This window comes from Cupriavidus sp. 05L411, from assembly GCF_056398045.1.
On record NZ_JBFTOQ010000019.1, the window covers coordinates 92,838 to 119,433 of the forward strand.

At 67.8% G+C, this 26,596-nt stretch carries 26 protein-coding genes; 13 read left to right on the top strand and 13 right to left on the bottom strand.

The window, feature by feature from the left end:
• The first annotated feature begins 34 nt into the window (after positions 1 to 34).
• From AC1DQR_RS22445 to AC1DQR_RS22460, 4 genes are all read left to right on the top strand, one after another.
• The gene (locus AC1DQR_RS22445; protein ID WP_477133822.1) at positions 35 to 1,126 is read left to right on the top strand and encodes a porin; all 1,092 of its coding nucleotides are present in this window, start codon (positions 35 to 37) and stop codon (positions 1,124 to 1,126) included.
• Positions 1,127 to 1,163: 37 nt separating this feature from the next.
• Positions 1,164 to 2,798 (top strand): OPT/YSL family transporter, encoded by a 1,635-nt coding sequence (locus AC1DQR_RS22450; protein WP_477133823.1) that lies wholly within the window; start codon positions 1,164 to 1,166, stop codon positions 2,796 to 2,798.
• A gap of 70 nt (positions 2,799 to 2,868) precedes the next feature.
• Positions 2,869 to 3,927 (top strand): S-methyl thiohydantoin desulfurase domain-containing protein, encoded by a 1,059-nt coding sequence (locus AC1DQR_RS22455; RefSeq protein ID WP_477133824.1) that lies wholly within the window; start codon positions 2,869 to 2,871, stop codon positions 3,925 to 3,927.
• Positions 3,924 to 5,408, top strand: a complete 1,485-nt coding sequence (locus AC1DQR_RS22460; protein WP_477133825.1) for a M20/M25/M40 family metallo-hydrolase — start codon at positions 3,924 to 3,926, stop codon at positions 5,406 to 5,408. Before AC1DQR_RS22455 ends, AC1DQR_RS22460 begins: the two co-directional genes overlap by 4 nt.
• 49 nt (positions 5,409 to 5,457) lie before the next feature.
• Here the strand turns inward: AC1DQR_RS22460 and AC1DQR_RS22465 are convergent, their stop codons facing one another.
• Positions 5,458 to 6,225, bottom strand: a complete 768-nt coding sequence (locus tag AC1DQR_RS22465) for an IclR family transcriptional regulator (protein ID WP_416052011.1) — start codon at positions 6,223 to 6,225, stop codon at positions 5,458 to 5,460.
• Between the two features lie 125 nt (positions 6,226 to 6,350).
• On the opposite strand from AC1DQR_RS22465, the gene AC1DQR_RS22470 reads away from it, so the two are divergent.
• Positions 6,351 to 7,109, top strand: coding sequence for an SDR family oxidoreductase (locus tag AC1DQR_RS22470; RefSeq protein WP_416052010.1), 759 nt, complete (start codon positions 6,351 to 6,353; stop codon positions 7,107 to 7,109).
• A gap of 98 nt (positions 7,110 to 7,207) precedes the next feature.
• A complete protein-coding gene (locus AC1DQR_RS22475; protein WP_477133826.1) occupies positions 7,208 to 8,185 on the top strand; it encodes an aldo/keto reductase in 978 nt (325 codons plus the stop codon).
• A 44-nt stretch (positions 8,186 to 8,229) separates the two neighbouring features.
• Here AC1DQR_RS22475 and AC1DQR_RS22480 read toward each other — a convergent pair whose 3' ends face one another.
• The 3 genes from AC1DQR_RS22480 to AC1DQR_RS22490 form a co-directional block, all read right to left on the bottom strand.
• Positions 8,230 to 9,594: an MFS transporter gene (locus tag AC1DQR_RS22480; RefSeq protein WP_416052008.1), complete on the bottom strand. Its 1,365-nt coding sequence runs from the start codon at positions 9,592 to 9,594 to the stop codon at positions 8,230 to 8,232.
• Positions 9,595 to 9,881: 287 nt separating this feature from the next.
• Positions 9,882 to 10,235, bottom strand: coding sequence for a VOC family protein (locus AC1DQR_RS22485; protein ID WP_416052007.1), 354 nt, complete (start codon positions 10,233 to 10,235; stop codon positions 9,882 to 9,884).
• Between the two features lie 76 nt (positions 10,236 to 10,311).
• Positions 10,312 to 11,178: a DUF6597 domain-containing transcriptional factor gene (locus AC1DQR_RS22490; protein WP_477133827.1), complete on the bottom strand. Its 867-nt coding sequence runs from the start codon at positions 11,176 to 11,178 to the stop codon at positions 10,312 to 10,314.
• A gap of 114 nt (positions 11,179 to 11,292) precedes the next feature.
• Between AC1DQR_RS22490 and AC1DQR_RS22495 the strand changes: the two genes are divergently transcribed.
• From AC1DQR_RS22495 to AC1DQR_RS22510, 4 genes are all read left to right on the top strand, one after another.
• The gene (locus AC1DQR_RS22495; RefSeq protein WP_416052005.1) at positions 11,293 to 12,054 is read left to right on the top strand and encodes a metallophosphoesterase; all 762 of its coding nucleotides are present in this window, start codon (positions 11,293 to 11,295) and stop codon (positions 12,052 to 12,054) included.
• Positions 12,055 to 12,331: 277 nt separating this feature from the next.
• Positions 12,332 to 12,802, top strand: a complete 471-nt coding sequence (locus tag AC1DQR_RS22500; protein WP_416052004.1) for a MarR family transcriptional regulator — start codon at positions 12,332 to 12,334, stop codon at positions 12,800 to 12,802.
• Between the two features lie 88 nt (positions 12,803 to 12,890).
• A complete protein-coding gene (locus tag AC1DQR_RS22505) occupies positions 12,891 to 13,340 on the top strand; it encodes a hypothetical protein (RefSeq protein ID WP_477133828.1) in 450 nt (149 codons plus the stop codon).
• 9 nt (positions 13,341 to 13,349) lie between these two features.
• Positions 13,350 to 14,165 (top strand): hypothetical protein, encoded by an 816-nt coding sequence (locus AC1DQR_RS22510; RefSeq protein ID WP_416052002.1) that lies wholly within the window; start codon positions 13,350 to 13,352, stop codon positions 14,163 to 14,165.
• 69 nt (positions 14,166 to 14,234) lie between these two features.
• On the opposite strand, the gene AC1DQR_RS22515 is transcribed toward AC1DQR_RS22510, so the two are convergent.
• Positions 14,235 to 15,152 (bottom strand): LysR family transcriptional regulator, encoded by a 918-nt coding sequence (locus AC1DQR_RS22515; RefSeq protein WP_416052001.1) that lies wholly within the window; start codon positions 15,150 to 15,152, stop codon positions 14,235 to 14,237.
• 163 nt (positions 15,153 to 15,315) lie between these two features.
• Here AC1DQR_RS22515 and AC1DQR_RS22520 point away from each other — a divergent pair, with 163 nt between their 5' ends.
• Both AC1DQR_RS22520 and AC1DQR_RS22525 read left to right on the top strand, forming a co-directional pair.
• Positions 15,316 to 16,296, top strand: a complete 981-nt coding sequence (locus tag AC1DQR_RS22520; RefSeq protein ID WP_416052000.1) for a tripartite tricarboxylate transporter substrate binding protein — start codon at positions 15,316 to 15,318, stop codon at positions 16,294 to 16,296.
• A gap of 11 nt (positions 16,297 to 16,307) precedes the next feature.
• Positions 16,308 to 17,765, top strand: a complete 1,458-nt coding sequence (locus AC1DQR_RS22525) for a M81 family metallopeptidase (protein ID WP_416051999.1) — start codon at positions 16,308 to 16,310, stop codon at positions 17,763 to 17,765.
• A gap of 94 nt (positions 17,766 to 17,859) precedes the next feature.
• Here the strand turns inward: AC1DQR_RS22525 and AC1DQR_RS22530 are convergent, their stop codons facing one another.
• The 5 genes from AC1DQR_RS22530 to AC1DQR_RS22550 form a co-directional block, all read right to left on the bottom strand.
• Positions 17,860 to 18,180 carry a high-potential iron-sulfur protein gene (locus tag AC1DQR_RS22530; RefSeq protein ID WP_043354321.1) on the bottom strand — a complete coding sequence of 107 codons (321 nt, stop codon included), beginning with the start codon at positions 18,178 to 18,180 and terminating at the stop codon, positions 17,860 to 17,862.
• A 360-nt stretch (positions 18,181 to 18,540) separates the two neighbouring features.
• The gene (locus AC1DQR_RS22535; protein ID WP_416051998.1) at positions 18,541 to 18,915 is read right to left on the bottom strand and encodes an RcnB family protein; all 375 of its coding nucleotides are present in this window, start codon (positions 18,913 to 18,915) and stop codon (positions 18,541 to 18,543) included.
• A gap of 359 nt (positions 18,916 to 19,274) precedes the next feature.
• Positions 19,275 to 20,471, bottom strand: coding sequence for a methyl-accepting chemotaxis protein (locus tag AC1DQR_RS22540; protein ID WP_416051997.1), 1,197 nt, complete (start codon positions 20,469 to 20,471; stop codon positions 19,275 to 19,277).
• Between the two features lie 119 nt (positions 20,472 to 20,590).
• On the bottom strand, positions 20,591 to 21,319 hold the full coding sequence (locus tag AC1DQR_RS22545; RefSeq protein ID WP_174428415.1) for a FadR/GntR family transcriptional regulator: 729 nt from the start codon (positions 21,317 to 21,319) through the stop codon (positions 20,591 to 20,593).
• A 131-nt stretch (positions 21,320 to 21,450) separates the two neighbouring features.
• Positions 21,451 to 22,773: an MFS transporter gene (locus AC1DQR_RS22550; protein WP_416053226.1), complete on the bottom strand. Its 1,323-nt coding sequence runs from the start codon at positions 22,771 to 22,773 to the stop codon at positions 21,451 to 21,453.
• A gap of 258 nt (positions 22,774 to 23,031) precedes the next feature.
• On the opposite strand from AC1DQR_RS22550, the gene AC1DQR_RS22555 reads away from it, so the two are divergent.
• Complete coding sequence (locus AC1DQR_RS22555) at positions 23,032 to 23,574, top strand: ureidoglycolate lyase (protein ID WP_416051996.1); 543 nt, start codon at positions 23,032 to 23,034, stop codon at positions 23,572 to 23,574.
• A gap of 115 nt (positions 23,575 to 23,689) precedes the next feature.
• On the opposite strand, the gene AC1DQR_RS22560 is transcribed toward AC1DQR_RS22555, so the two are convergent.
• The 3 genes from AC1DQR_RS22560 to AC1DQR_RS22570 form a co-directional block, all read right to left on the bottom strand.
• Positions 23,690 to 24,646, bottom strand: coding sequence for a Bug family tripartite tricarboxylate transporter substrate binding protein (locus AC1DQR_RS22560; protein WP_416051995.1), 957 nt, complete (start codon positions 24,644 to 24,646; stop codon positions 23,690 to 23,692).
• Positions 24,647 to 24,744: 98 nt separating this feature from the next.
• On the bottom strand, positions 24,745 to 25,578 hold the full coding sequence (locus AC1DQR_RS22565; RefSeq protein ID WP_416051994.1) for a phosphate/phosphite/phosphonate ABC transporter substrate-binding protein: 834 nt from the start codon (positions 25,576 to 25,578) through the stop codon (positions 24,745 to 24,747).
• Positions 25,575 to 26,576: an ornithine cyclodeaminase family protein gene (locus AC1DQR_RS22570; protein WP_416051993.1), complete on the bottom strand. Its 1,002-nt coding sequence runs from the start codon at positions 26,574 to 26,576 to the stop codon at positions 25,575 to 25,577. The genes AC1DQR_RS22565 and AC1DQR_RS22570 overlap by 4 nt, the downstream gene beginning before the upstream one ends.
• Positions 26,577 to 26,596: the final 20 nt, after the last annotated feature.

Genomic DNA, 26,596 nt, shown 5'->3' on the forward strand with positions numbered 1-26,596 from the left:
CGATAAAAAAGAAAAAAACGCTGGAGGAGAATCGATGCATCGGAAGACCTGGGCATGGCTGCCCTGTACCCTGCTGTGCGCCCCTGCCGTGGCCACGGCAGGTAGCGTCACCCTGTTCGGCCTGATGGACACAGGCCTGGATCTTTCAAGCGCAGGCGGCCCCGCCACGGCCCGCATGCAATCCGGCCAGTACGCCGGATCCCGCTTCGGCCTGCGCGGCACGGAAGACCTCGGCGACAGTTTGCAAGCGGTATTCGTGCTGGAAAACGGCCTGAACAGCGATACCGGAGTGGCTGGCCAGAGCGGCCGCCTGTTCGGGCGGCAAGCCTATGTCGGACTGAGCGGGCGCGCCGGCGCCCTGACGCTGGGCCGGCAATACAGCCCGATGGTGTCGGTGGCATTCCAGATGGACGCTTTCGAAAACGGCATGGCCCCGCAGTTCCCCAACCTTGGCCTGTACCCCGGCGGCGAGCGCATCGACAACGCCATCAAGTACACCAGCCCCTCGTTTGGCGGGCTGACGATGGCGGCCATGCTGGCGCTCGGCGAGCGCAGCGCCGCGCCGCGCGCAGGCGATGACTCTTACGGCGTCAACGTGCACTATGCCAGCGGCCCGATGCGCGTCGTGGCGGCCTATGGCGTGCGCAAGTTCGCCTCCGCGGCGGCGCTGGGCGAAGTGGTGAAGCCCGTGGTGGTGCTGCCCAATGTCGTGACCAACGGCAGCATCACCACCTACATGGCGGGCGGCAACTACGACTTCGGCCTGTTCGCGCTGTACGGCGGCTACCAGCGTCAGCGCATCGCGGATGACGTGTATTTCGGCCGTATCGACCAGGACTTGTACACATTGAGCGTAGCGGTGCCGGTCGGCAAGGCTGGCCGCTTCCTGGCGGGCTACACCTTCCTGAACGACCACAGCCCCGCGCAACTGGATGCCTCGCTGTTCGGCTTCGGCTTTGTCTACTCGCTGTCCAGGCGCACCAGCGTCTACACCTCCGCGGCCTGGCTGAACAACCACAACGGCGCGGGCAATGTGATTGGCGGCAACACCAGCCCGGGCTTGCCGCTGGCCTACCCTGGCGCCAACGCGCGCACGATCCAGGTCGGGCTGCGCCACGCCTTCTGAACCCGCCACGCCAACCCACACCCCCGGAGACTGCCTCATGCATGACGCTGCGATCCCGCTAGAGAGCGCCGCACCGCCGGCGCGCCACCCGCGCGCGCTGGCGCCCGCCAACCTGCTGCTCATGACCGCCATCAGCGCGTTCGGTGCGGTAGTGGGCATCCAGTTGCTGACCACCCTCGGCATCACGCCCAACACCTCGCTGATCGGCGCGCTGGTGGCCATGACGCTGGCCCGCATCCCGCTTGCCGTGCTGTCCGGCTTCCGCTCGGTCCACGTGCAGAACCTGGCGCAGACAAGCATCTCGTCGGCCACCTTCGGCGCGGCCAACAGCCTGATCCTGCCGATCGGCATTCCCTACGTGATGGGCATGCCCGAACTGATCCTGCCGATGCTGGCCGGCGTGTCCGTGGCCATGCTGCTGGACGCCTACCTGCTCTACCGCATGTTCGATACCCCCGCCTTTCCCGCGTCCGGCGCCTGGCCGCTTGGCGTCGCGGCGGCCGAGGCCATCAAGGCTGGCGACAGCGGCGGCAAGCAAGCCTGGCTGCTGGCCGGCGGGCTGGTCACCGGCGTGGCCGGCGGCTTGCTCAAGCTGCCGATGTCGGCCTTTGGCGTGGCCTTTATCGGCAGCTTCGGCGCGATGACGGCGTTTGCCGTGGGCCTGCTGCTGCGCGGTTACTCGATGCCGCTGTTCGGCACCGAGATCGGCTCGCACTACGTGCCGCACGGCATGATGATCGGCGCCGGGCTGGTGGCGCTGGCACAGGTGGCGCGAGCCATGTTCGGCAAGGCCACGCAGCGCGCACAGGCGGCGAGCCAGGGCGCGGGCGCCACGGTGGATGCCCGCGCCGACGCCCGGCGCATGCGCGCTTCGTTCCGGCTCGGCGGCTTCGGCTATCTGGCCATCATGGCAAGCCTGGCCCTGGCCACCGGCCTCCATGCGGGCATGCCCTTGCCGCTGCTGCTCGGCTTCATCCTCTACGGCGCGTTCTCCGCCTTTGTCCATGAGCTGATCGTTGGCATCGCGGCCATGCACTCGGGCTGGTTTCCCGCTTTCGCGGTGGCGCTGATCTCCTTGCTGATCGGCATCTGGATCGGGTTTCCGCCGCAGGCGCTGGTGGTGCTGGCAGGTTTTTCCGCCGCGACGGGCCCCGCCTTTGCCGACATGGGCTACGACCTCAAGGCGGGCTACATCCTGCGCGGCGAAGGCGCGGATGCCGCCTATGAGCGCGAAGGCCGGCGCGAGCAGCTGATCGCGGCGATGGTGGGCTTCCTGGTCGCCATCGTGGTGGTGCTGGCGTCCTACCGGGGCTTGTTCGCCAACCATCAGTTCGCCCCCATCAACAACGCCTATGCCGCCGCCATCAAGGCCGGCATCTCGGCGGACACCGCGCGCAACCTGCTGCTGTGGGCCCTGCCCGGCATGGCGCTGCAGCTGATCGGGGGGGCGCGCCAGCAGCTTGGCGTGCTGCTGGCCACGGGGCTGCTCATCACCAATCCGGCCGCGGGCTGGATGGTGGCGGCTGGCCTGGTGGTGCGCGCCGCCATGCTGCGTTGGCAGGGCCATGCCGCAAAGGAGCGCCTTGAAGTCTTTGCCGGCGGCGTGATCGCCGGCGACGCGCTCTTCAGCTTCTTTGGCGGCCTGACCAAGAGCCTGCCGCTGAAGAAGTAAGCGGCCGGAAGCCGGAAGCCGGAAGCCGGCACAACACGAAGTAAACATCCATCCATCAAAGGAGCCTGTAGTGAAAAGACAATTGACGGTAGACGACGTGGAAGCCGCGGTGCTCGGCGGCGTCATCCTGGGCGGTGGCGGTGGCGGCCTGATCGAAGAGGGCCTGCGCGTTGCCCGGCTGGCGCTTGCCGCCGGCGTGCCGGAACTGTGGAGCGTGGACGAGTTCGATCCGCAGGCCATCACCACCACCGTGGCCATCGTCGGCGCGCCCGCCGCGCCGCTGCCCTGCGTGCGCCCCGCGCACTTGCTGCGCACGCTGGAGCTGATTCGCGAACATGCCGGCGGGCGCCCGCTGGTGGCGCTGAACTCGAACGAGAACGGCGCCGAGACCACGGTGAATGGCTGGTTCCATGCCGCCATCACCGGCATCCCCGTGATGGACCTGGCCTGCAACGGGCGCGCCCACCCGTMGAGCGTGATGGGCGCGCTCGGCCTGCACACCGAGGCAGATTACGTCTCCGTGCAGGCCTTCGCCGGCGGCGCCCAGGCACGCTACCTGGAAGGTGTGGTTGCCGGCCGGCTGGAGCTGACCTCGGCGCTGGTGCGCCGCGCGTCCGTGGAGGCGGGCGGCGTGGTGGCGGTGGCACRCAACCCGGTGACCGTGGGCTACGCCGCCGCGCACGGCGCGCCGGGTGCGATCAGCCATGCCATCGAAGTGGGCCGCGCCTTCTTGTCCGGCGGCGTCGATGGGGCGGCGGCGGCGCTGGGCGGGCGCATCGTGGCGGACGGCATCGTGGCCGAGTACCGCTGCGAGCAGCGCGAGGGACTGGATGTGGGGCACCTGGTGTTCGACGACGCCGCGCGCACCGAGCTGCGCTTTATCAACGAGTACATGACGCTGGAACAGCACGGCGAACGCCAGAGCGCCTTCCCCAACCTGATCATGACCTTCGATGACGACGGCCAGCCGGTGGTCTCGGCGCGCGTGCGCCAGGGCATGCGGCTGCGCGTGCTGGTGGCCCCGGGCGAGCGCCTGCTGCTGTCGCGCACTATGAACATGCGCGAGCTGTACCAGCCGCTGGAGGCCTCCCTGGGCACGGCGTTCGCGCCGCTGGAGCCGGCGGCATGACGGCTGCCGCGCCGCGCCAGGACGCCGCCGCCCCGGCGGCGGGCCTGCGCGCCATCGGCGCCTTTATCGATGCGAAGTGGGACGGCGAAATCCTGCCCGCGCTGCACGACTACATCCGCGTGCCGGCCAAGAGCCCCGCCTTCGACGCCGGCTGGCAAGCGCGGGGCCTGCTGGATCGCGTCGTGTGCTCGGCCGCCGCGTGGGCCGAGGCGCAGAAGGTCGCGGGCATGACGGTCGAGGTGATCCGGTTGCCGGGGCGCACGCCGCTGCTGTTCTTCGAGATCCCGGCCACCGCGGACGCGGGCGCCGACACGATCCTCTTCTATGGCCACCTCGACAAGCAACCCGAGTTCGACGGCTGGCGCCGCGACCTCGGGCCGTGGGAGCCGAAGTACGAGAACGGCAAGCTCTACGGCCGCGGGGGCGCCGACGACGGCTACGCGCTTTATGCCGCCCTGGCCGCCGTGATGGCCGTGAGAGCGGGTGGCGCCAGCCATCCGCGCTGCGTCGGCATCATCGAGACCTGCGAGGAATCCGGCAGCTATGACCTGCCCGCCTACCTGGATGCGCTGGCGCACCGCCTGGGGCGCATCGGCCTGGTGGTTTGCCTGGACTCAGGCGCGGGCAACTACGACCAGCTCTGGATGGTCACGTCGCTGCGCGGCTATGTCAGCGGACGGCTGGAAGTGCAGGTGCTGGACGAAGGCGTGCATTCCGGCGATGCCAGCGGCATCGTGCCGTCCAGCTTCCGCGTGCTGCGCCATGTGCTGGACCGGCTGGAAGACAGCGGCTCGGGCGAGATCCTGCCCGCCAGCTTCCATTGCGAGGTGCCGCCGCAGCGCCAGGCGCAGGCTGAGCATGCGGCGCGCCAGCTTGGCGACCTGGTGTGGAAGCGCTTTGCGTGGGCCTGCGGCGCGGACGGCGCCAGCGTGCTGCCATCCACCACCGATCCCGCCACCGCGCTGATCCGGCGCGCCTGGCGGCCGGCGTTGTCGGTGGTGGGCGCCGAAGGCCTGCCGCCGCTGGCTACCGCGGGCAATGTGCTGCGCCCGCGCACGGCGTTCAAGCTGTCGCTGCGGCTGCCGCCGCTGGTCGACAGCGCGGCCGCCGCGCAGGAGCTCAAGCGCTTGCTGGAAAGCCACGCGCCGTACAACGCGCGCGTGGCCTTCGTGCCGGACAAGAGCGTGGCCGACGGCTGGAACGCACCGGCCATGGCGCCGTGGCTGGCCTCACGGCTGGAGGCGGCCTCGCAGCAGTACTTCGGCGCGTCCTGCGGCTATCTGGGGCAAGGCGGCACGATTCCGCTGATGGGCATGCTGGAAAAGGCGTTCCCCCGCGCGCAGTTCATGGTGTGCGGGGTGCTCGGCCCCAACGCCAACGCGCACGGCCCGAACGAGTTCCTGCACGTGCCGTACGCCAAGCGCCTGACGGCATCGATCGCCAGCGTGATCGGATCGTGGCAGGAGGATGCCGGGCAATAGGGGGCCGCACAGGGGCCACACAGGGGCCACAACAGGGGCCGCAGCGGCGTCAGCGCGGCGCAAAGGCGAGCCAGTACGGGTCGCCGATCTGCCGGCCGGCGTCGCTGGTGGCCTCGACGATGCGCGCGCCAAAGCGCTGGACCATGGCATCGGTGAGGTCCTGCACCGGCATGGCGATGCCAAGGCCATAGATTTGCCGCGTGGTCGGATCGCGCAGCGCGGCGGAAATCCCCGCCACGTTCTGCACGAACTCGCCGCGCGACAGCGCCCAGCCGGTTTCCCGCGCTTCCTTCAGCCGCGCCAGCAGGTCCTTGCGCGTGCGCGGGATGTTGCCACGCCGCACCTCGAAGCCGTCCTGCACCAGCGCCGTGACCTCTTCATCGGTCAGGCGCGACAGGATGGCCCGGCCGATGGACGAAGCATAAGCCGGCGCGCGCGACCCCGGCGGCGTGTAGACCTGCAGCGAGCCCGCGCCGGTGCGCATCTGGATGACGACCGAATCGGCACCGTCCAGCACGTTGATATAGCCGGTATAGCCGGTCTCGCCGACCAGCTTGTCGAGCACGTCTTGCAGCAGCGTGAGCGCGGTATGCGAGGCGCGGAAGTGGTACGACGCCTCCATCACCACCGCGCCCGGCCGGTAGGCGCGCGAGACGCTGTCGCGCTCCAGGAAGCCGTACTCGGCCATCATGCTGAGCGTGCGCGAGGCGGAGCTCTTGGCCAGGCCGAGATGAGTCACCACGTCGGTCACCGTGATGTCGCTGCGGAGCTTGGCGATGAGCTTGAGGACATCGGCGGCATTAACGAGTGTGCTCATGAGGAATGGTTCGTTTTATGGATTGAGGTTCCAGAATATAGTCCAGGACCCATAGCGTCAATTTGGGATTCCCCTTAACCACCGCGACAAAGCCCGCGGCAACGCTCACGACAAGGCACGCATCGATGCACGCACAGACTACCCAAACCCATCCAACCCACCCGCTGTCCGGCCGGACCGCCGTCATCATCGGCGGCACCTCCGGCATCGGCCGCGCCGTGGCCAGCCGCGTGGTCGCGGCCGGCGGCGCGGTGATCCTCGGCGGGCGCTCGCAAGACGCGCTGGATACGGAACTCGCCCGCATCGAAGCCGCCGGCGGCGGCGCCTGCGGCCATGTGGTCGACATGGCGGAACGCGAATCGGTCGCAGCGTTCTTCGCCAGGATTACCCGCCTCGACTACCTGTTCGCACCCGGCGCCACCTACCAGGTCGCGTCTATCCACAGCGATGACCACGATGCGGTGGAAAGCCCCTTTCGCAGCAAGTTCTGGGGCCAGTACCATGCCGTGCACGAAGCCGCGCCCAAGATCGCGCCGGATGGCGCCATCGTGCTGATGTCCGGCGCCGCCGGGGCGCGCCCGATCAAGGGCGCCTCGGCCTATGCGGCTTGCAACGCCGCCATCGAGGGCCTTGGCCGTTCGCTCGCGCTCGACCTGGCGCCGGTGCGGGTCAACAGCGTGTCACCAGGCACCATCGACAGCGACCTGTGGCAGCGCCGGCCTGCCGAGCTGCGCTCGCACGCGTTCGAGAGCTACAGCCGCAGCACCGCGCTTGGCCGGGTTGGCAGCGTGGATGAAGTCGCGGATGCCGTGCTGTTCCTGTTCGGCAACGGTTATATGACGGGATCCACCTTGTTCGTCGACGGCGGCTACGTGCTGCCTTGAGCGCCGTCGTCCGCGCTGGAATTGGCATACCATGCCGGAGTCCGCCGCGGGCCCACCGCCCGGCATCGATGGCAGCGACGCATTCAAGGAGAGGCAAGATGGACTATGTAAGGTTTGGCGCGACGGGGCTGAAAGTCTCCCGGCTGTGCCTGGGCTGCATGACCTACGGCGCGCCCGAGCGCGGCAACCACCCCTGGACGCTTGGCGAGCCAGCCAGCCGCCCCCTGATCCGGCAGGCGATCGAGGCCGRCATCAACTTCTTCGATACCGCCAACGTGTATTCCGACGGCACCTCCGAGGAAATCGTCGGCCGCGCGCTGAAAGACTTCGCCAGCCGCGACGACGTGGTGATCGCCACCAAGGTCCACGGCCGCATGCGCCCCGGCCCGAACGGGGCCGGCCTGTCGCGCCGCGCCATCCTGGCCGAGATCGACAACAGCCTGCGCCGCCTGGGCACCGACTACGTCGACCTGTACCAGATCCACCGCTGGGATCCGCATACGCCCATCGAGGAAACCCTCGAAGCGCTGCACGATGTGGTCAAGGCGGGCAAGGCGCGCTATATCGGCGCGTCCTCGATGTATGCCTGGCAGTTCTCCAAGGCCATCTACACCTCGCGCCTGCGCGGCTGGACGCAGTTCGCCAGCATGCAGGACCATGTAAACCTGCTGAACCGCGAAGAGGAGCGCGAGATGCTGCCGCTATGCGCCGCCGAGGGCATCGCGGTGATGCCGTGGAGCCCGCTGGCGCGCGGCCGCCTGACCCGGCCGTGGCTTGCCGGCAGCGCCCGCGAGGAGAGCGACACGTTTGGCAAGACGCTGTACCGCGATACCGAGGCGTCGGACCGCAAGGTGGTGGAACAGGTGCACGCCATTGCGCAGGCGCGCGGCGTGCCGGCTGCCCAGGTCGCGCTGGCGTGGTTGTCGCAGAAGCGGGAGATCACCTCGCCGATCATCGGCGCGTCCAAGCCGCACCATATCGAGGACGCCGTGGCAGCGCTCTCGCTCGGCCTCACCGCCGAGGAGATCGCCGCGCTGGAGGCGCCCTACGTGCCGCACGCGCCCGTGGGCTTCTGAGGCAGCAACGGCGATGCCGGCGCCGGTGAACTACCGGCGGCCGGTCACTCGCCCGCGGGCCGCAGCGCGGCCGCGCCCGGCTCACGCGTGATCAGGCGCAGCCCGCTGGCGATGCTGGCCACGCCAGCGAAGCCCGCGCCAATCGCCAGCGCCAGGGTGGGGCCGTGGCGGCCCGCAATGCCGAAGCTGAGCGCGACCAGCGCCGCACCGGTTGCCTGGCCGAGCAGGCGCGCGGTGGCAATCACGCCGCTGGCCCCGCCGGCGCGCTCGCGCGGCGCGCTCGACATCAGCGCCTTGAGGTTGGGTGACTGGAAGAAGCCGAAGCCCGCGCCGCAAATCGCCATGCGAATGCCGATATCCAGCGCGCTGGGATGCGCCGGCAGCAGCGCCAGCGACACCATGCCCATGCACATCACCGCCAGCCCCACGCCGCCGAGCAAACCCGGCGCATAGCGGTCGGACAGCCGCCCGGCCAGCGGCGCCATCAGCGCCACCACCGCCGACCACGGCGTCATCAGGAAGCCCGTCTCGATCGGGCTGCGCCCCAGCACGCTCTCGAAGTAGAACGGCAGCGACACGAAGGCCAGCCCCTGCGCGGCGAACGAGCAGATCGCGGTCATGGTCGACAGCGCGAACATGGGCCGCTTGAGCAAATCGATGGGCAGCATCGGCGCGGGATGGCCGCGCTCGCGGCGCAGCAGCAGCACGAACGCCACCAGGAACAAGGCCAGCGCCGCCAGCGACTGCCCCAGCGGCGCGCGTTGCGCGCCCTCGCCCAGCGCAAAGATCAGCGAGGCGAACATCACCACGTTGAGCCCCGCCGCGACGCGGTCAAAGCGGTGCGCGCCGCGCACCGTCTGGGGCAGCGCCGGCCAGGCGATGTAGAGCGCCAGCAGGCCGATCGGCAGGTTCACGGCGAACAGCCACGGCCACGGCCCCAGCGACAGGATGATCGAAGCCACCGTGGGCCCCACTGCAAACGACACGCCAACCACCAGCGCGTTGAGCCCGACGCCACGCCCGAGCCGGTGCGGCGGAAAGATCGCGCTGATCAACGCCGCGTTCACGCTCATGATGGCGCTGGCGCCCACGCCCTGCAGCAACCGGGCTGCCACCAGCGTGGGCAGCGACCAGGAAAGCGCGCAGACCACCGACGCGGCGATAAACAGCATCAAGCCGCCGAGATACACGCGCCGGTGCCCGACGATGCCGCCCAGGGCCGCGAACGGCAGCAGCGTGGCCACCATGGCGAGCTGGTAGGCGTTGATGACCCAGACGGAGGCCGCCGGGGTGGCATGCAGCGAGGCCGCGATGTTGGGAAGTGCGGTGTTGGCGATTGCCGTATCGAGCGTAGCGAGCGAGACCGCCACCAGGATGGCGGCCATGCCGCGGCGCTCCAGCGACGTCATGGGCGCATCCGCCGCGCGAGAGGGGAGATTGGATTCTGCTGTGTTCGACACTGTCTTTGCCAGTTACCGCCGCGCCCGGGAAGCCGCGCGCGATGCGCCGGCGCCCTGCCCGATTGTTTGATACATGCACCATGGCTCACCCTCCCGATGCGAGAGAGGGCATGGCAAGCCGACACAATACGGGATAACGCGAATATCTGCAGGCGACGGCGTCGCCGGCAGATAGGCAAATGGCCGGAATGACCGCCGAAAAGACCGCTAAGGCAGCGCCAGGCGACGCGCCTGCGCTATGCCGCCGACCACACCGCCAGCTCGTAGCCGTCCGGGTCGCGGAAATGGAAACGCCGCCCGCCCGGGAACGAGAAGACCGCCCGGACCACGGTGCCGCCGGCCGCCTCCACGCCCTGTTGCGCCTGCGCCAGATCATCCGCGTACAGGATCACGAGCGGCCCGCCGGGGCGGACCTCTTCGCCGATGGTGAAGCCACCGGTCAGCCGGCCATCGCTGAACTCGCAGTAGGCGGGGCCATAGTCGGTAAAGGTCCAGCCAAAGGCTGCGCCATAGAACGCCTTGCTGCGCGCGATGTCGCTGACGTTGAACTCGATGTTGTCGATCTGCCGGTCCTGGCCTCTGGTGCCCATGGCGAACTCCCTGGTGCTGGATAAGGAACACCATTTTCACCCGGAGGCCGCGGCAAAGCTTGAACAAAACGGCCAATCAAGCCTCTGGCGCGCGCAACTGGCGCAGCAGGGCCGACGCCGTCATGCCGCACAGCGACTGGATCTCCCGGCTCAGGTGGGCCTGGTCGGCATAGCCCGCATCCGCCGCGAGTGCGGCCAGCCCAAAGTCGGACCTGTCCGCCCTGCTTGCCCGGTTGCCTGCCCTGCCGCCGGCCCGCTGCGTCGATTCCTGCGCCAGCGCCAGCGACAGCGCACGCTGGAACCGCAGGATCCGCTCCAGCGTCTTCGCGCCATAACCGAAATGCTCGACGCTGCGGCGTCGCAGCGTGCGCTCACCAAGGCCCAGCCGGCGCAGGAGCAGGGGAATCGTCTCGCCCGCCATGCCGGCATTGGCCTGCACCAGCGCGAAGATGGCTGCCGCCTCGCGGCTCGGGGCGTCAACTCTCTGCGCCGTCTGCGCCAGCTGCCTCTGGAATACCTCCACCTCGCTCCCTGCTGCCGCGGCCTCTTCCATCCTCCCGGCAAATTCCCGCCCACGCGCGCCCCACAGATCGGCCAGCTCGACCTGGCTCCCGACGATCTCCGACATGGGCAGGCCCAGCCAGGGCAGCGCCGCGCCCGGTTGAAAGCGCGCACCCAGCACCACCGCGCCGGGCGCCAGGTCCGGCCGGGCCGCGGTGATGTCAGGCCCGACCACCAGCAGCCGGCCGGCGCGCCAGAGCACATCCACGCAGCCGTCCGGCACGACGGCGATCGCACCGGCGTGGTCAGCTGGCAAGGCGCTGGTCCACACACACTGGAAGTGCGGCTGGAGCTCAGGCCGGGGCCGGGCTTCGCCGTAGCGCCCGACCGTGCCCGCCAGCGCGGGAATGTCCGGTGAATGTCGCGAATCCGACTGTTGCATTACTCTGTGGGTCCCCGCAGACGTTGATGGCGATTAATGGCGATTCATGGCGATGAATTGCAATCCAGGCATGGCGCCGGAATTGGCATCGCCAGCCCCCCCAAGGAGAGACGCATGAAAATTGGCCTGGTTTCGGACCTGCATCTTTCGGTCTATCCGATGGACTTTCCGAATCCCGATGTCGACGTGATGATACTGGCTGGCGACATCTGGCGCCCCCGGGAAGCCATGGCTTGGGCCGCGGCCGCCACCCTGCCCACCCTGTACGTGGCTGGCAACCACGAGTTCTACGGCAGCGACCTGGCCACCACCATGGACGCCCTGCGCGCTGGCGCGGCCGGCACGCAGGTACAGGTGCTGGAGCGCTCGGAATGGCACTACCGTGGCGTGCGCTTTCTCGGCTGCACGCTGTGGTCCGACTACCGCTTGTTCTCCTCCCCGCAGCAGCGCGAGGATGGCCTGCGCGACGCCCAGTCACTGATGCGCGACTTCTCCCGCATCCGCGTTGCGCCGGATTTCGAGGAGCGATTCACGCCCGCCACGTCGCAGGCGCTGTTCAGGGATTCGGTGGCCTGGCTGGCGCAGCGGTTCCAGGCGCCCCACGACGGCCAGACCGTCGTCATCACGCACTTCGCGCCGTCGCCGCTGAGCATCAGCCCCAAGTTCGCCGGCTCGCACCTCAACGCCAGCTTCGTCTCCGACCTGCGCCAGGAAATCGCGGCATGGCAGCCTGCGCTCTGGGTGCATGGGCATACCCATGACAGCTTCGACTATCGCCTGGACGCCACCCGCGTGGTGTGCAACCCGCGCGGCTACGCACGGGATGGCAAGCTCGAAAATCCGGGTTTCAATCCGGGCCTTGTCATCGAACTGTAAAACAACGCCGGCCAGCAACCGCACCGAAGTTCGCGGCGCGAACGCCGGCGTGATGCGCACCGGACAAGCCACTTGGGATTTTCCCTCGGTTTGCGCCGCGTAATGCACTGCCAGACCTTTCGGCCCGCAGGGGCACTTCGCCATGGCAGAAGTTGTCTGCTAATGTCTGCTCCGCAGGAAATCAAGGCAGGCGACGCCCGCCGCATCCCCTGCGCCGCTCGGGCCGGCCACGCGCCGGCCCCTGGTCTGGCAAGCCCGAAAGACAGGAGATAAAGCAATGCAGCCTAAGGCTCTCGAACCGACGGAATCCGTACTTCTTGCCTTGATGGACAGCGTGCGCGAATGGCAGCGCGTGCTGGACCAGACTCTGTGCGATGCTGGACTCGACTATCCGAAATGGCTCTTGCTGCGCGCTATCCGCCAGGAAGAGTTCGTTCGACATGAGCCTTACCTGGGCCTGATGCTGATATCCGCGGCGCACTCGGAAAGCCTGCTGGACGCCTTGCACGCCGATGGCTGGATCACATACGATCCCGCCGGCCAGCCGTTGATTCCCGCGCGCGCCGAGCCCAAGGTGGACCGCGTCTGGAAAGGGTTGAAGGCGCTCCACTCCGTCTCCGTGGCCCCCTTCAGCACCGAGGAACGCCACGCGCTGACGGCCTCGCTCAGGCGCATGAAGGCCACGTTGCACGACCACAGCGTGCGGCTTGGGCGCCAGGCGGAACGCCGGGTGGAACTGGCGCACTGAAAATAAATAAACAGACAAACAAACCAACAAACAACAAACCGGAACCCCGATGCTCCCTGCCGCACCCAGCGCCGATATGACGAATGACATGCCGCCTCCCGCCGTGGTCTGCCATTGGATAAGACGGCTGCTGCGGCGCGCGGAGCTGGCGCAAGATCCTCGGCGGGTGCAATTGGCGGCGCAAGACCCCGGTATTGCGCAAGCCGTCCGCTACGCTGCCGACCCCGCCTACATCACCGCGTATCCGGCCTGGCCCCGCGCCACGGCTTTGGCGCAGGCCGCCGGCCTGGGCGAAGCCGGCACGGAAATYCTGGCATTCCTGATCGCCGCCGAGACGTCCCCGCCGCTGGAGAGGTGCCTTGCCGCATTTGGCCCGCTGACGCAAGAGCGCATGGCTTCGGTGCTGGCCACGGCGCTGTACCGGCCAATGGCCGTCGTGACCCAGGGCCTTGCGACAGCCACCGCGCTTTGCCGCGCGGCACGGCTCGCCGCGGCACCAGCCACGGCGAGCCTGTCCCAGGCATCCATGCCGAGCTAAGCCACGGCCATGCCTGCGAGCAGCCAGCTGGCCTTCGAGCGGATCGCCCGGCGCACGTTCGATGCGGTCAATCGCAAGCGGGAAAGCCGGGAGTGGCACAAGGAATTCTCTTCGTTCGCTTGCCCGGACCAGAAAGTGGGCGAAGCCGTGGTGCATGGCAACACCTTTCGCTACCTAGCGGCAGCCGGCCAGCCACTCGCCCACGACTTCTGCCGGCAAGACACCGACCAGCTCGACCCGCACGGGCAGCCCCGCCTGATCCTGGTGCTGGAAAGCCCGCACAAGGCCGAGTTCGCCCCGCTTTCCGGCCCCATGGCGTCCTCTGTCGCCAGAGGACGCCGCCGTGTCCCCGTAGGCCCGGCGCGCGGGCAGAGCGGCCGGCAGATCCGGGCCCGGCTGCACGCCTGGCCGCTCCCCCAGGCGAGCCTGCCCAGCATGGTGCCCGGCGCGTGCTTCGACCTGATCCTCGTCAACGCGATTCGCCACCAGTGCTCGCTCGCCTACACGCCGGCCTATTACCGCGACGCCGTGTTTGCCGCCGCCTGGGCCTGCCCCACGATCGGCGCGGACCACTTCGCCCGGCGGCTGGACGCAATCTGGCGCGGCAACGGCAAGGACATCGTTGTCAACTGCTGCACCAAGGGCGCTGCGCCGCACGCCGGGGCGCTGAAGGATGCCGTGCGCGCCGCCATCGCAAAGCTAGCCCAGCCACAAACCGGACGCCTTTGCCTTGTGCCGGAGCTGACGCATCCCAGCCACTGGATGTACCTGCCCAAGGCCGCTCCTGCTGCCCTGCATCGCGCGGTATTAAAAAGCGCCGGCTAGGGGTTTCAAAGCGCCGCGCCTTTGCAGGCCCGGCATCTCCCGCCTGGTACCGGGCAAGCCCGCCGGCCTTCATTGCCCGCCACCAAACAACGGCGACGCTTCGATGCGCTCAAGCATGCCGCGTGCCGCGCTGGTCAGCGGCCGGTTGGCCCTGACGATCAGGCGCGACTGTGCGGCCTCGAAGATGGGGTTGGTGGTGCGCAGCGCCACCAGCTCGCCCCTGGCGACTTCCTTCACCACGGAATTCGAGGAGGTGAAGGTCAGGCCAAGGCGGCACTCGACATAGCGCTTGAGCGTGAGGATGGAGTTGGCGACGAAGCTGGGCGTGAGAACGATGTTCTCGGACAACTCGGCCATCTGGATCAGCTGGCGCAAGCCGAATCCCGGCGCCATCAGCGCCACCGGATAACGCGCCACGTCCGTCAGGGCGGGCCGTTTGCGCTGCCACGCAAGCGGATGGTCGGGCCAGGCGATCACGCACAGCGGATGCGTGCGCGCCGTGACCACGCGAACGGCGGGGTCCGCGGGCGCGCCGAACACGACGCCGATATGCGCGTCGTCGTGCGCCACCGCGCGCACGGCGTCGGAGGCGCCCGCCACCTTGAGCGAGACGCGGATGCCGGGGTATTGCCGACAGAACGCATCCACCACCCCGCTCATCAGGATATCCACAAAGCCTTCGCTGGCCACCAGCTGGATATCCCCGCGCTGCAGGCCGTTCACTTCATCGAGCCGGGCCATCAGCGCTTGCTCGCTGGCCTGGCGGTCGCGGCAATGGTCCATCACGATGGCGGCCACCTCCGTGGGCACGATGCCCCGGCCTTTGCGCTCCAGCAGCGCCACGCCTAGCTCGGTCTCCAGCAGCTGGATCTGCCGGCTGACGATCGACGGCTCCACGCCCAGTCGCTCGGCCGCGCCGCGCACCGACCCTGTGTTGACCGCTTCGAAGAAATACTGCAGGCGCCGCGCGCTCAGTCCGCCTTCCATGTTCCGTTCCTGTTTCACGTTTCCTGACTGTCTCAAACTCCGCAAATTGTTGCCAAATAGGCAACAATTTCCCGGCAAGCTTACATTGATTCGGACGACTGGAATTGCGAATAATGTGCGGGCGGCAAATCCGCGACCACGTTCCCCTTCGAGCCAACAAAGCATGAAACCCTTCGCTTCAATCCTCGCAGCCGCAACTTTGGGCGTGCTCTGTCACCAGACCGCGGGCGCGGCGCCGCAAGACCCCGCGTACCCGCTCAAACCCGTGAAGATCGTGGTCGGTTACGCGCCCGGCGGCTCCTCCGATGCCGTGGCGCGGCTGGTAGCCAACCGGCTGTCGGAGCGGCTCGGGCAGAGCTTCGTGGTCGAGAACCGTCCTGGCGCGGCCAGCAATATCGCGGCGGCCGGCGTGGCGCGCTCGCCCAATGATGGCTACACCATCCTGCTAGGCTCCAATGCCAGCACCATCAATGTCTCGCTGTACAAGAAGCTGCCCTTCGACTTCCAGAAGGACTTCGCGCCGGTGGTGCTGCTCACGCGCTTCCCGAACATCATGGCGGTGAACCCGTCGGTGCCGGCCACGACGGTGGCGGAGTTCATCAGCTATGCCAAAGCGCATCCCAAGGGCATCTTCTTCGCGTCGTCCGGCGCGGGCTCGTCCACGCGGCTGTCGGCCGAGTTGTTCAAGATGATGGCGGGCATCCAGATGGAGCACGTGCAGTACAAGGGCAGCGCGCCGGCGCTGACCGACCTGATGGCGGGCCAGGTGCAGGTGATGTTCGATACGGCGCCGTCGGTCATGCCGCTGATCAAGAGCGGCAAGCTGCGCGCGCTGGCCGTGACCAGCGCCAGCCCGCAGCCCTTCGCGCCGGAGATCCCCACCGTGGATGCGGGCGGGTTGAAGGGCTATGAAGTGGTGTCGTGGTATGCGCTGTTCCTGCCCGCTGGCACGCCGGGCAGCATCGTCGATACGCTGAACAAGGAAGTCAACGCGATCATGGCCGAGAAGGAAACCCGCGAGAAGCTCGCCGCGATGGTGGCGACGCCGGGCGGCGGCACGCCCGAGGCGCTGCGCCAGTTTGTCGGCTCGGAAATCACCAAATGGGGCGCGGTGGTCAAGGCCTCTGGCGCCACCGCGGACTAGGCCGGCAGATCATGCGCGTTTTTACCGGCTCGCTGGCCACCGAGACCAACACCTTCGCCCCGCTGCCGACCGCGCTCGATGCGTTCGTCGACCGCGGCTACTTTCCCGCAGGCACGCACCCGCCGGAGATGACCGTGTTCAGCGGCCCGCTGTGGGCCGCGCGCGAACGCGGCCGCGCGCGCGGCTGGGTGGTGATCGAGGGCATGGCCGCGGGCGCGCAGCCCAGCGGCATCACCACGCGCCACGCCTATGAGGCGCTGCGCGATGAACTGCTCGGCGACCTGCGGCGGGCGCTGCCCGTCGACATGGTGGTGCTGGGCCTGCACGGCGCCATGGTGGCCGATGGCTACGCGGACTGCGAGGGCGACCTGCTCACCCGCGTGCGCGCGCTGGTTGGCCCCGGCGTGGTGATCGGCGCAGAGCTGGACCCGCACTGCCACCTGTCGGATGACATGGTGGCGCATGCCGACGTCCTGGTGGCCTACAAGGAATATCCGCACACCGATATCCGCGAGCGAGCGCTGGAGCTGGTGGACCTATGCGCGGCGCAGGTGGCTGGACACATCGCCCCCGTGGCGGCGGTGGCCGACTGCGGGATGGTCGTCACCATCCGGACCAACCAGGAGCCTGCACGCAGCTACGTCGACCGGCTGATCGCACTGGAGGGACACGACGGCATCCTCTCGGTCTCCGTGGCGCATGGCTTCCCGTGGGGCGACGTGCCAGACATGGGCACCAAGCTGCTGGTGTACGCGGATGGCGACGGCGCCGCCGCGCGCCGGCTCGCGCGGCGCCTGGCCGACGAGCTGATCCGCATGCGCGAGACCATGACGCCCGCTTACCCTGGCCCGGATGCGGCCATCGACCAGGCGCTGGCATTGGCCATGGCGCCGGGCGGCGCGCCCGTGGTCATCGCGGATGCGGCCGACAACCCCGGCGGCGGCGCGGCGGGCGATGCCACATTCCTGCTGCATCGCCTGCGCGAGCGTGGCATCGGCAACGTGGCGGTGGGCCCCTTGTGGGATCCCATCGCTGTGCGCATTGCCTTTAGTGCCGGCGTGGGCGCGCGGCTGGCGCTGCGCATCGGCGGCAAGGTCAGCCCGATGTCTGGCGAGCCCATCGACCTGGTTTGCACCGTGAAGGCGCTGGTCCCGGACATGATCATGACGGGGCTGTCGGGCGCGCCGGCGGCGGTGGGCAACGCTGCACGGGTGGAGGCGGATGGCATCGAGATCGTGCTGATCACCCGGCGCGCGCAGGCGCTGGACACCGATGTCTTCACGCAACTCGGCTGCCGTCTGCCCGAAAAGACGCTGATCGTCGTCAAATCCGCGCAGCACTTCCACACCGCGTTCTCGCGGATTGCGCGCCATGTCATCTATGCGGACGCGCCAGGCTCGGTCTCGCTCAATTTGCGTTCCCTGCCCTATCGGCACATTCACCGGCCCAAGTGGCCGATCGATGCCTGAACAAAAAAAGGCGGCGCGCGCGCCCAGACGCGCGAGCGCCGCCTTCACGGCATCAAGCCTCCATCAACCTGCATCAAGCTGCATCAAGCTTTCTTCACGCCTTCTTCACCCACGCACTGCACCAGCCCTTGGTCGCGACCTGCTTGCCGGCGAACAGGGGGCAGCCGCCGCTTGCGTCCGCCGCCTTGCCCTGAAAGAGCTGGCAGTTGCCGCAATGCTGGCTGGCGTCATGCTTCGGGTACTTGGCCTTGTCCACCTTCGACGAATCCGCCTTGTAGCCAAGGCCGACCGCCTGCGGGTCCTTTTCATCCACCATCGGGCCGCTTCCCTGTGCCCGGGCTGGCAGGGAAACACCCAGCGCGCCGGCCGCCGCGATAATCGGAATGCCTTTCAAGAAATGACGACGAGTTGACATCTTTAATCCTCTTTTTTCTGTGGGGGACAAACCGGACAGGGCCGCGCCTTGTGCAACCACGCAAGCCCCCGTCCGTCAACCATCGGCGCGCCCATGACGGCGCGCGCCGGATACCAGCCCGGACGCAGGCTACGCCCCAGCAAAAAACCAAGTGTCAGACACGTTGGTTCAAAGTGCGCGCAGCCGGCACCCGGAACCGGCATCGTGGCCGGCTCCAGGCTCGTATCCCGATTGAGTTTAGACGACGTCGATTGCGTTGACGTTGCGCGTAGTCATGGAATGCAACCGATCCATGCCCTGCGCGCACCCGGAATCCGGCCGCCGGATCGCATGAGGCCGGATCAGGCAGGGAAGAACGTTCTAGCGCCGTCCGCCCACATCCACAATCGCCCCATTTGGCGCGACCATGTAGTAATCCGCGCCAACGCCAACCCAGTGGTGGCCCTTCGATGGCTTCGGCAAGTCGTGCGAACGCCAGTCATCCACCACATATTGGCGATCACGGTACTCCGCGGGGAGCCTGTCGCCCTTATGCCACTGGCCCGGCCCTCTACGCGCGTTGTCACGGTCGTCACCCGGCCGCCCACGGTCATCCCGGGGCGGCTGCGGCTGGCCCTGGTATTGGTAGCCACGGTCAGAGTCGCGGTCCGGCTGCGCAAAACTTTGGGCCGAAACCAGGAACCCGCCGGCGAGCATCACGCCCAGCAGCAGTTTGCTTCTCACGGTTTTCGTCATCAGGCACTCCTTTTTATTAGCCGCTGTAGCCACGCTGGCCGCGGTGGCCGCGCTGGCCTTGGCAGGACATCGTCAACAAGGCCAAAAGCACGAGCAGTCCACGCGAATGGCTTGTCGCCATGGACTGGCTCGCAACTTCGATGCCCGATTTAAGAATAGTGGCTGCGGCGCGGGTTGCCGCCGAGAAGCGCCGGATCAGGCGCCCATCATGCGTGCGCGGAGGAAAAATGAAGTGCGCAGGGAGACTGGCAAGAACACGGTGGCGGTAAATGCCCACCATCCGTGTAAGAAATACAACCCGATATGACCAGGACGCGGCACGCAAGCCGCGCCCGCATCACAAGGCCTGCCGCCAGCGATCAGGCGTGCGCGCCCTGCAGCGTGCCGGCAAAGCGGTGTTGCCCAGGGGCGTCGTCGTCGGGGGTGGCTTCCAGCTTGAACTCGCCCACCGCGTTCTGCAACTGGTGCGCCTGTTCCGCCAGGGCCGATGCGGCAGCGGCGGCTTGTTCCACCAGCGCTGCGTTCTGCTGCGTGACCGCATCCATTTGCATCACGGCTTGATTGACCTGCTCGATGCCGCCGCTCTGCTGCGCCGATGCCACCGAAATCTCGCCCAGGATGGTGGTGACCTGGCTGGACGCCGTCACGATCTCGCGCATGGTCTGGCCGGCATGCTCCACCCGCGCGGAGCCGTTGCGCACCTGTTCAACCGAATCGCCGATCAGGCCGCGGATTTCCTTGGCGGCCGCGGCGCTGCGCTGCGCCAGCGTGCGCACCTCGCCGGCCACCACGGCAAAGCCGCGCCCTTGCTCGCCTGCGCGCGCCGCTTCCACGGCGGCGTTGAGCGCCAGGATGTTGGTCTGGAACGCAATGCCCTCGATCACATCGATGATGTCGACGACCTTCTTGGAGCTGGCGCTGATCGCTTGCATGGTTTCCACCACCTCGCCCACCACGGTGCCGCCGCGCTGCGCAATGTGCGAGGCATTGGCCGCCAGCTCATTGGCCGCATGCGCGCGCTCGGTATTCTGCCTGACCATGGCGGTCAGCTCGCCCATGCTCGATGCGGTTTCCTGCAGCGCCGAGGCCTGCTCCTCCGTGCGCTGCGAGAGGTCGGCATTGCCGGCGGCGATCTGCTTGGAGGCGTCGGAGATGGAATCGGTCGATTCCTTGATGCGGGTCACCAGGTCCGTGAGCATGTCTTCCATCTCGCCCATGCCGGCCAGCAAGCGGCCGAATTCGCCCTTGCGCTCGGTTTCGAATTCCTTGCTGAGGTCGCCGGAGGCCACGGTCTCGGCGATATAGACAGCCTCGCCTAGCGGCTCGGCGATACTGCGCGCAATGCCGTAGGTAAAGGCGGCGCCCACCAGAAGCGCGACAAGCCATAGGGTAAACATCAAGGTACGCGCGCCATCGATGGCTTGCTGCGCGTCACCGCCGCCGGCCCCGGGCAAGCGGTCCAGCCCGGCCGCGATTGCCGCGGCCATCAAGAGCAAAACCACCGCGAATCCCACGCCAAGGCGCGTACGGATGGTCAGGTTGGCAAATGACATCATTGCTGCATCTCCCCTTTTATGTGGACTACGCCTGCTTCGTCGTCTGGATAACGGCGATGCGCGCAGAAACTTTAGGAGAAATCCTGGATGCCTTTATCGGCTCCGTCCGCAAGGCGCGCTCAGCCGGGCAGATGGCCCGGCGCCGCCCCGTCGCCCGCGCGGCTGCCCGCGGGGAAATGCACGCCGGCGCGCTGGGCCGCCCGGACGATGTGATCCGACATGGCGCGCTGGGCCAGGCTGGCATCGCCCGCGGCCAAGGCGTCGATGATGGCGCAATGCTCGGTGTAGGTGGCATGGCGGCTGCCGCGCTGGTAGAACGGCAAGCGCTGGCTTTCCTGCATGACGTCAGTGCTGTTGCGCAGGATATCGGCGATGGCGCGGTTGCCGGCAATCGCGATGATGCGCATATGAAAATCAAAGTCCAGCCGGGCGGCCTGCGTGAAGTCGGACGCGTCGATGCACACCCGCATGGCCTCGGTGTTCTCGCGCAGGGCGTCGATGTCTTCCGGCAGCAGCGCCGCCGCGGCCAGCCCCACGGTGAAGCCCTCCAGCGCGAAGCGCAACTGGTAGATATCGGTCAGCGAATGCGATTTGGAGAAACGCCATGGCGGCGGCGCGCCGTCGCCAGCGTCGGCGGCCACGTACACGCCCTTGCCGGGGCGCGAGACCACCAGCCCGAGCCCCTGCAGCGTGGACAGCGCCTCACGCAGCGAGGTGCGGCTGATGCCGAGCTGCTCCGACAGGTCGCGCTGCGAGGGCAACAGCGATCCGGCCGGATACTTGCCACCCTCGATCCACTCGCGGATCAGGTTCGCGGCGTTGGCGGAGATGGCGGTAGCTGTGACCATTGGGTGCGATGAAGTCCTGCGCGGGATCGTGAAAGGTGGGGGCCGGCGCTTGCCGCCGGATTGACGGCAAATTGTACTCGACGGCCCGCCCGGAGCACGCCCCGGGCAGCGCCATCGCATACCTGCCCGACTTACTTGTTCACCAGCCGCGCCGGTACCGTATAGGTCAGCGCCGCGCCGCAAAGCAGCACGCCAGCCAGCACGAACATGGCCAGGTTGGTGCTCTGCGTCGCGTCCTTGATCAGTCCGATCATGTATGGGCTGACAAAGCCCGCCAGGTTGGCGAACGAGTTGATCATGGCGATGCCGGCAGCGGCGCCCGCGCCGGACAGCAGCGCGGTCGGCAGGCTCCAGAACAACGGCGACGTCGCCAGGCTGCCGCCCGCAGCGAGCGCCAGTGCGGCGAGCGAGAGCACCACGTTGTCGCTGAAGATCGCGCTCAGCGCCAGGCCGGCGGCACCGCAGCAAAACGGCACGATCAGGTGCCAGCGGCGTTCGCGCATGCGGTCGGAGCTGCGGCTGACCAGGATCATCGAACACACCGCGACGGAGAACGGGATGGCCGTCAGCAGGCCGATATTCAGCGCGCCGCTCACGCCAGCCTGCCGGATCAGGGACGGCAGCCAGAACGTCAGCCCGTACTGGCCCATCACCGTGCAAAAGCAGATGCAGGCCATCTTGATGATGCGGCGGTCCGAGAACAGCTGCCGCATGGTCATGTGCCCGCCTTTGGTGGCGTTCTCGTTGGCGATGTTGCGCTCCAGCAGGTCCTTCTCGCCCTGCGTGAGCCAGCGCGCCGAGCGGATGTTGTTGTCCAGGTAGGCCAGCACGGCAACGCCGACCAGCAGCGAAGGCAGCGCTTCGATCAGGAACATCCATTGCCAGCCGCGCAGCCCCGCCACGCCCTGCATGGATTCCATGATGAAGCCGGAGAGCGGGCCGCCAAAGATGCCCGACACCGGGATCGCGCACATGAACAGCGCCACCATGCGCGCGCGGCGGTGCGACGGGAACCAGTAGGTCAGGTACAGGATCATGCCGGGGTAAAAGCCCGCCTCGGCCGCGCCTAGCAGGAAGCGCAGCACGTAGAACTGCGTGGTGGTCTGCACGAACACCATCGCCGCCGAAATCACGCTCCACATGATCATGATGCGCGAGATGGTCGCCTTGGCGCCGATGCGGTGCATCAGCACATTGCTCGGCACTTCAAAGAAGAAGTACCCGATGAAGAACAGGCCGGCGCCCAGCCCGTAGGCGGACTCGCTGAACTGCAGGTCGCCAAGCATATGCAGCTTGGCAAACCCCACGTTGACGCGGTCAAGGTAGGCCACGACATAACAGAGCATCAGGAACGGCAGCAGGCGCCACGCAACCTTGCGGTAGACAGCGTTTTCCTGCGCCGCCGTCGCGTGGGCGGCGGCGGGCTCGGGGGCTAGCGATGGGGCGGTGGTCAGGGACACAGCGGTTTCCTCCTCAGGTGGCTCGGCTTGCTATCTCAACTGGTATTACCAGTCTGTTTTCTTGGAGATGGCGAAGGATACGTCCCGGCGTTTCCCTGGAAAAGCGGCGTAAACCCTGTGATACAAGCGCCTTGACGCCAGTCATTGACAATCGGATACTGGCACCACTGGTATTACCAGTTGATCCGCGGAGGTTGGCCAAGCGCCTTCCCCGGCCACTTCTTACCCATGACAAGAGGAAAAAGGAAAAACGTGTCTGCTCCCGACGAGAAGGCGATCCAGCCCCCACTGCCATCCCAAGCGCCGGTGCGCCTGCAGGTGGAGCCACTGACCGTAGCCGCATTCGCCCCGTTTGGCGATGTCATCGAAAGCGAGGGGCGCGCGCCGATGGTGATCAATGGCGGCATGACGCTGCGCTATGACGACCTTGCCAGCGTCGATGTCGGCACGCAGGGCGGCCGGGCGCTGATCAGCTTCTTCGACGCGCAGCCTTATGCGCTGCCGCTCGGCATCCGCGCCATGGAGCGGCATCCGCTGGGCAGCCAGGCCTTCGTGCCCCTGGACGAGGCCGCCTTCCTCGTGGTCGTGGCGCCCGTTGGCGACCAGATCGACGAATCGGCCATCCGCGTGTTCGTCACCAACGGCAGGCAAGGCGTGAACTACAAGCGCGGCGCCTGGCATCACTCGCTGATCGTCACGCAAGGCGCGGCGCGCTTCCTGGTGGTGGACCGCGGCGGCGAGGGCCACAACTGCGACGTCACCGAGCTGCGCGGCAACTACCTGGTGGCGGGGTAAAGGCGTCGTCGCCTGTCGCGAGCGGGGTCCAGGACTGCACCGGCTTGATCCCGGCTTGATCCCCCCGCTGCCTGCTATTGGCGCAGCGGATCGGACTGGCGGCCTCGCAACGCGCTCAGTCCACCGTGATCTGGCGCTTGCGAATCACACCGGCCCAGCGCGCGCTGTCCTGCTCGATCGTGGCGGCCAGTTCCTGCGGCGTGCCGCCGCTGGGATCCATGCCGAGCGTGGCCAGCTTCTCCTTGAGCGCCGGGTTCGCCAGGACTTCAAGCGCCTGGTGATTGATGCGGGCGATCACCTCCCTGGGCGTGCCTGCCGGCGCCATCAGCGCATACCAGGATACCGCCTCGAACCTGGGGAAGCCCTGCTCGGCAATGGTGGGCACGTCGGGCATCACCGCCAGGCGTTTCTGGCTGGCCACGCCGAGCGCGTGGAGCTTGCCCGCCTTGACGTACGGCAACGCCGACGAGACCTGCGCGAACATCATGGTCACCTGGCCCCCGACCAGGTCGGTCATGGCCGGGCTCACGCCCTTGTAGGGAATGTGGTTGAGCTTGACCTTGGCGTCCAGCTGCAGCAACTCGCCCGCCAGGTGCGCCTGGCTCCCGGCCCCGGGCGAGGCAAAGGTCAGCTCGCCCGGCTTTTGCGCCGCCAGCTTGAGGAGATCCGCGAGGGAAGCGGCGGGGACGTTGGCGCCGACCACCAGCACGTTCTGCGCCGTCGCCAGCATCGTCACCGGCACCAGGTCTTGCGCCTTGTATGGCAGGCTGCGGAACAGTGAAGGATTGACGGCGATATTGCCCACCGGCACCACCGCCAGCGTATAGCCGTCCGGCGCGGCCTTGGCCGCCTGCTCCACGCCGATGGTACCGGCCGCGCCCGCCTTGTTCTCCACCAGCACGCTCTGGCCCCACGCCTTGGACAGCCCCTCGCCCACGACCCTGCCGAGCACGTCRGCGGGCCCGCCCGCCGGGAACGGCACGATCAGCCGCACGGGCTTGGACGGATAGGCCTGGGCGCTGGCCAGCATTGGCAACCCGGCGGCCAGCAATGTCATCAGGAAACGCTTCATCGACATTTCTCCACGTCAGTCGAACTATCAGGAAATCACAAAAGCGGGATCCGGGGCACGGTCAGGCCGCGCGCAAGCCGCGCTCGCTGCCGTGGCGGTCATGGACGCTGCTCCCTGGCGTCAAGGGTGCCGGTCAGCGCAAAGCCCGCGCAGTCGGCTTCGCTGGCGTAGCGCGCCAGCACGTCATAGTCCTGCGCGGTGACGCAAGCAAAGCGCGCCAGCCGCAGTTGCGCGAGCCAGCCCGCGCAGGCCGGGTCGCGATGCAGGTCCAGCAGCACGGCGCGCACGCGCGCCACGGCGGCGTCGCCGGCCTGCGGCGCGGCCACCAGCGGCGGGATCGGCGACGCCGGCGTCACCGCCACGCTGCGCACCTTCGCCATCAGCTCAGGGACATGCATGCGCAGCAGGTCCAGCACATAGCTGTCGACCACGCCAACCTCGGCATCGCCGCCGATCACTGCGTCGATCACCTGGCGTGGCGTGGGGGTTGGCGCCGCCGTTGGCCGGAACAGCGTGGCGGCGCCGGCGGCAGCCTTTGCCATCAGGTAGTGCCGCGGCGCATTGAAGCCGGAGTTCGATTCCGGCAACATGCAAGCCAGCCGGCCACCAAAGGCCGGCTCCAAGGTGGCGAACGCCGCATCGTCGCGCACGATGAACTCGGTGAAGTACTCCGGACGGTCCCCGTAGCGCGGCAGCGATGGCACCGGCGCCGCCAGCAGGCGATGCCGGCTTCCCGCGCTGACAAATGGGAACCCGCACATGAAGACGCAGCCACAGTCCGGCCGCGCCCACAGCGCGCTGACCGGCGCCGGCGCGGCATGCTCGACGTAGGTCCACGCCACGCCGGCGCGCTCGCCCACGTGGGCAAATAGCGCGCGCCACGCCTGGGCCACCGGCGCGGCCACCGCGTACATGCGTGCGTTGGCGATCATGCGTAGACGAGCTGCTGGCCAATGCCCATGCGCTCGGCCTTCTTCATGATGGCGTGGCCAAGCGCGATATCGCTCAGCGACAGGCCTCGGTGCCAGAACAGGTTGGTCTCGTCATCGCTCTGGCGGCCCGGCTTGCGGCCCGCGACGATATCGCCGAGCTCCGCGTGCAGCGTCTGCTCGGACAACCTGCCCGCCTCCACATGCGCGCGCAGCGAGCCGAACATGCCGCCCTTGCACTGCGTCCAGTCGTCCACCACCAGCTTGCTCATGACGTCGGTCAGCGACAGCTCCACCGCGCTCATGGTCCCGTACGGCACCACAAACGCGCCCGGCTTGATCCACTCGGTCTTGAGCAGCGGCGTGGGCTTGTCCAGCCGCGACGCCTCGACCACGATGTCCGCGCCSCGCACGCACGACTCCCAGTCCTGCGTGACGATGACCTTCTTGCCAAGATCTTTCTCCAGCCGCGCGGCGAACGCGTCGCGGCTTTCCGGGCGGCGTGAATGCACCCGGATCTCGTCGAAGTCGAAGAGGCTGTCGAGCAGGCGCACGTTCCAGTACGACGTGCCGCGCGCGCCGATATGGCCAAGCACCTTGCTGTTGCGCCGTGCCAGGTGGCGAGCGCCCAGCGCGGTCACCGCGCCGGTGCGCGCATCGGTGATGAAGGTCGCGTCGATCATCGCCACCGGCATGCCGGTGCGCGGGTCGAACAGGTTGAGCATGGCCATCTCCGACGGCAGGCCCAGCTTGTAGTTATCGACATAGTCACCGACGATCTTCACGCCAGCCAGCCCCAGGGGCGCCACATAGCCCCGCAGCACGTTGAAGTGGCCATTGAATGCCGGGTCTGGAATCAGGTGAACGCGCGGCTCGATCACCGTCTGCTTGTTGCCTTGCGCCAGCAGACCCTGCTCGACCGCGTCGAGGATTTCCTGGTCGGTCATCGCGAGCTTCGCAATGTCACGGCCGTTGATGTAAGTCAGATGGATGTCGCTCATGTTTTTTCCTTGTCTCCCGC

Excerpts from the sequence above, each read along its gene's own strand:
- AC1DQR_RS22445 (WP_477133822.1), top strand. The coding sequence starts at position 35 with ATGCATCGGAAGACCTGGGCATGGCTGCCCTGTACCCTGCTGTGCGCC.
- AC1DQR_RS22450 (WP_477133823.1), top strand. The coding sequence starts at position 1,164 with ATGCATGACGCTGCGATCCCGCTAGAGAGCGCCGCACCGCCGGCGCGC.
- AC1DQR_RS22460 (WP_477133825.1), top strand. The coding sequence starts at position 3,924 with ATGACGGCTGCCGCGCCGCGCCAGGACGCCGCCGCCCCGGCGGCGGGC.
- AC1DQR_RS22465 (WP_416052011.1), bottom strand. The coding sequence starts at position 6,225 with ATGAGCACACTCGTTAATGCCGCCGATGTCCTCAAGCTCATCGCCAAG.
- AC1DQR_RS22470 (WP_416052010.1), top strand. The coding sequence starts at position 6,351 with ATGCACGCACAGACTACCCAAACCCATCCAACCCACCCGCTGTCCGGC.
- AC1DQR_RS22480 (WP_416052008.1), bottom strand. The coding sequence starts at position 9,594 with ATGACGTCGCTGGAGCGCCGCGGCATGGCCGCCATCCTGGTGGCGGTC.
- AC1DQR_RS22485 (WP_416052007.1), bottom strand. The coding sequence starts at position 10,235 with ATGGGCACCAGAGGCCAGGACCGGCAGATCGACAACATCGAGTTCAAC.
- AC1DQR_RS22490 (WP_477133827.1), bottom strand. The coding sequence starts at position 11,178 with ATGCAACAGTCGGATTCGCGACATTCACCGGACATTCCCGCGCTGGCG.
- AC1DQR_RS22495 (WP_416052005.1), top strand. The coding sequence starts at position 11,293 with ATGAAAATTGGCCTGGTTTCGGACCTGCATCTTTCGGTCTATCCGATG.
- AC1DQR_RS22500 (WP_416052004.1), top strand. The coding sequence starts at position 12,332 with ATGCAGCCTAAGGCTCTCGAACCGACGGAATCCGTACTTCTTGCCTTG.
- AC1DQR_RS22510 (WP_416052002.1), top strand. The coding sequence starts at position 13,350 with ATGCCTGCGAGCAGCCAGCTGGCCTTCGAGCGGATCGCCCGGCGCACG.
- AC1DQR_RS22515 (WP_416052001.1), bottom strand. The coding sequence starts at position 15,152 with ATGGAAGGCGGACTGAGCGCGCGGCGCCTGCAGTATTTCTTCGAAGCG.
- AC1DQR_RS22520 (WP_416052000.1), top strand. The coding sequence starts at position 15,316 with ATGAAACCCTTCGCTTCAATCCTCGCAGCCGCAACTTTGGGCGTGCTC.
- AC1DQR_RS22525 (WP_416051999.1), top strand. The coding sequence starts at position 16,308 with ATGCGCGTTTTTACCGGCTCGCTGGCCACCGAGACCAACACCTTCGCC.
- AC1DQR_RS22530 (WP_043354321.1), bottom strand. The coding sequence starts at position 18,180 with ATGTCAACTCGTCGTCATTTCTTGAAAGGCATTCCGATTATCGCGGCG.
- AC1DQR_RS22535 (WP_416051998.1), bottom strand. The coding sequence starts at position 18,915 with ATGACGAAAACCGTGAGAAGCAAACTGCTGCTGGGCGTGATGCTCGCC.
- AC1DQR_RS22540 (WP_416051997.1), bottom strand. The coding sequence starts at position 20,471 with ATGATGTCATTTGCCAACCTGACCATCCGTACGCGCCTTGGCGTGGGA.
- AC1DQR_RS22545 (WP_174428415.1), bottom strand. The coding sequence starts at position 21,319 with ATGGTCACAGCTACCGCCATCTCCGCCAACGCCGCGAACCTGATCCGC.
- AC1DQR_RS22565 (WP_416051994.1), bottom strand. The coding sequence starts at position 25,578 with ATGATCGCCAACGCACGCATGTACGCGGTGGCCGCGCCGGTGGCCCAG.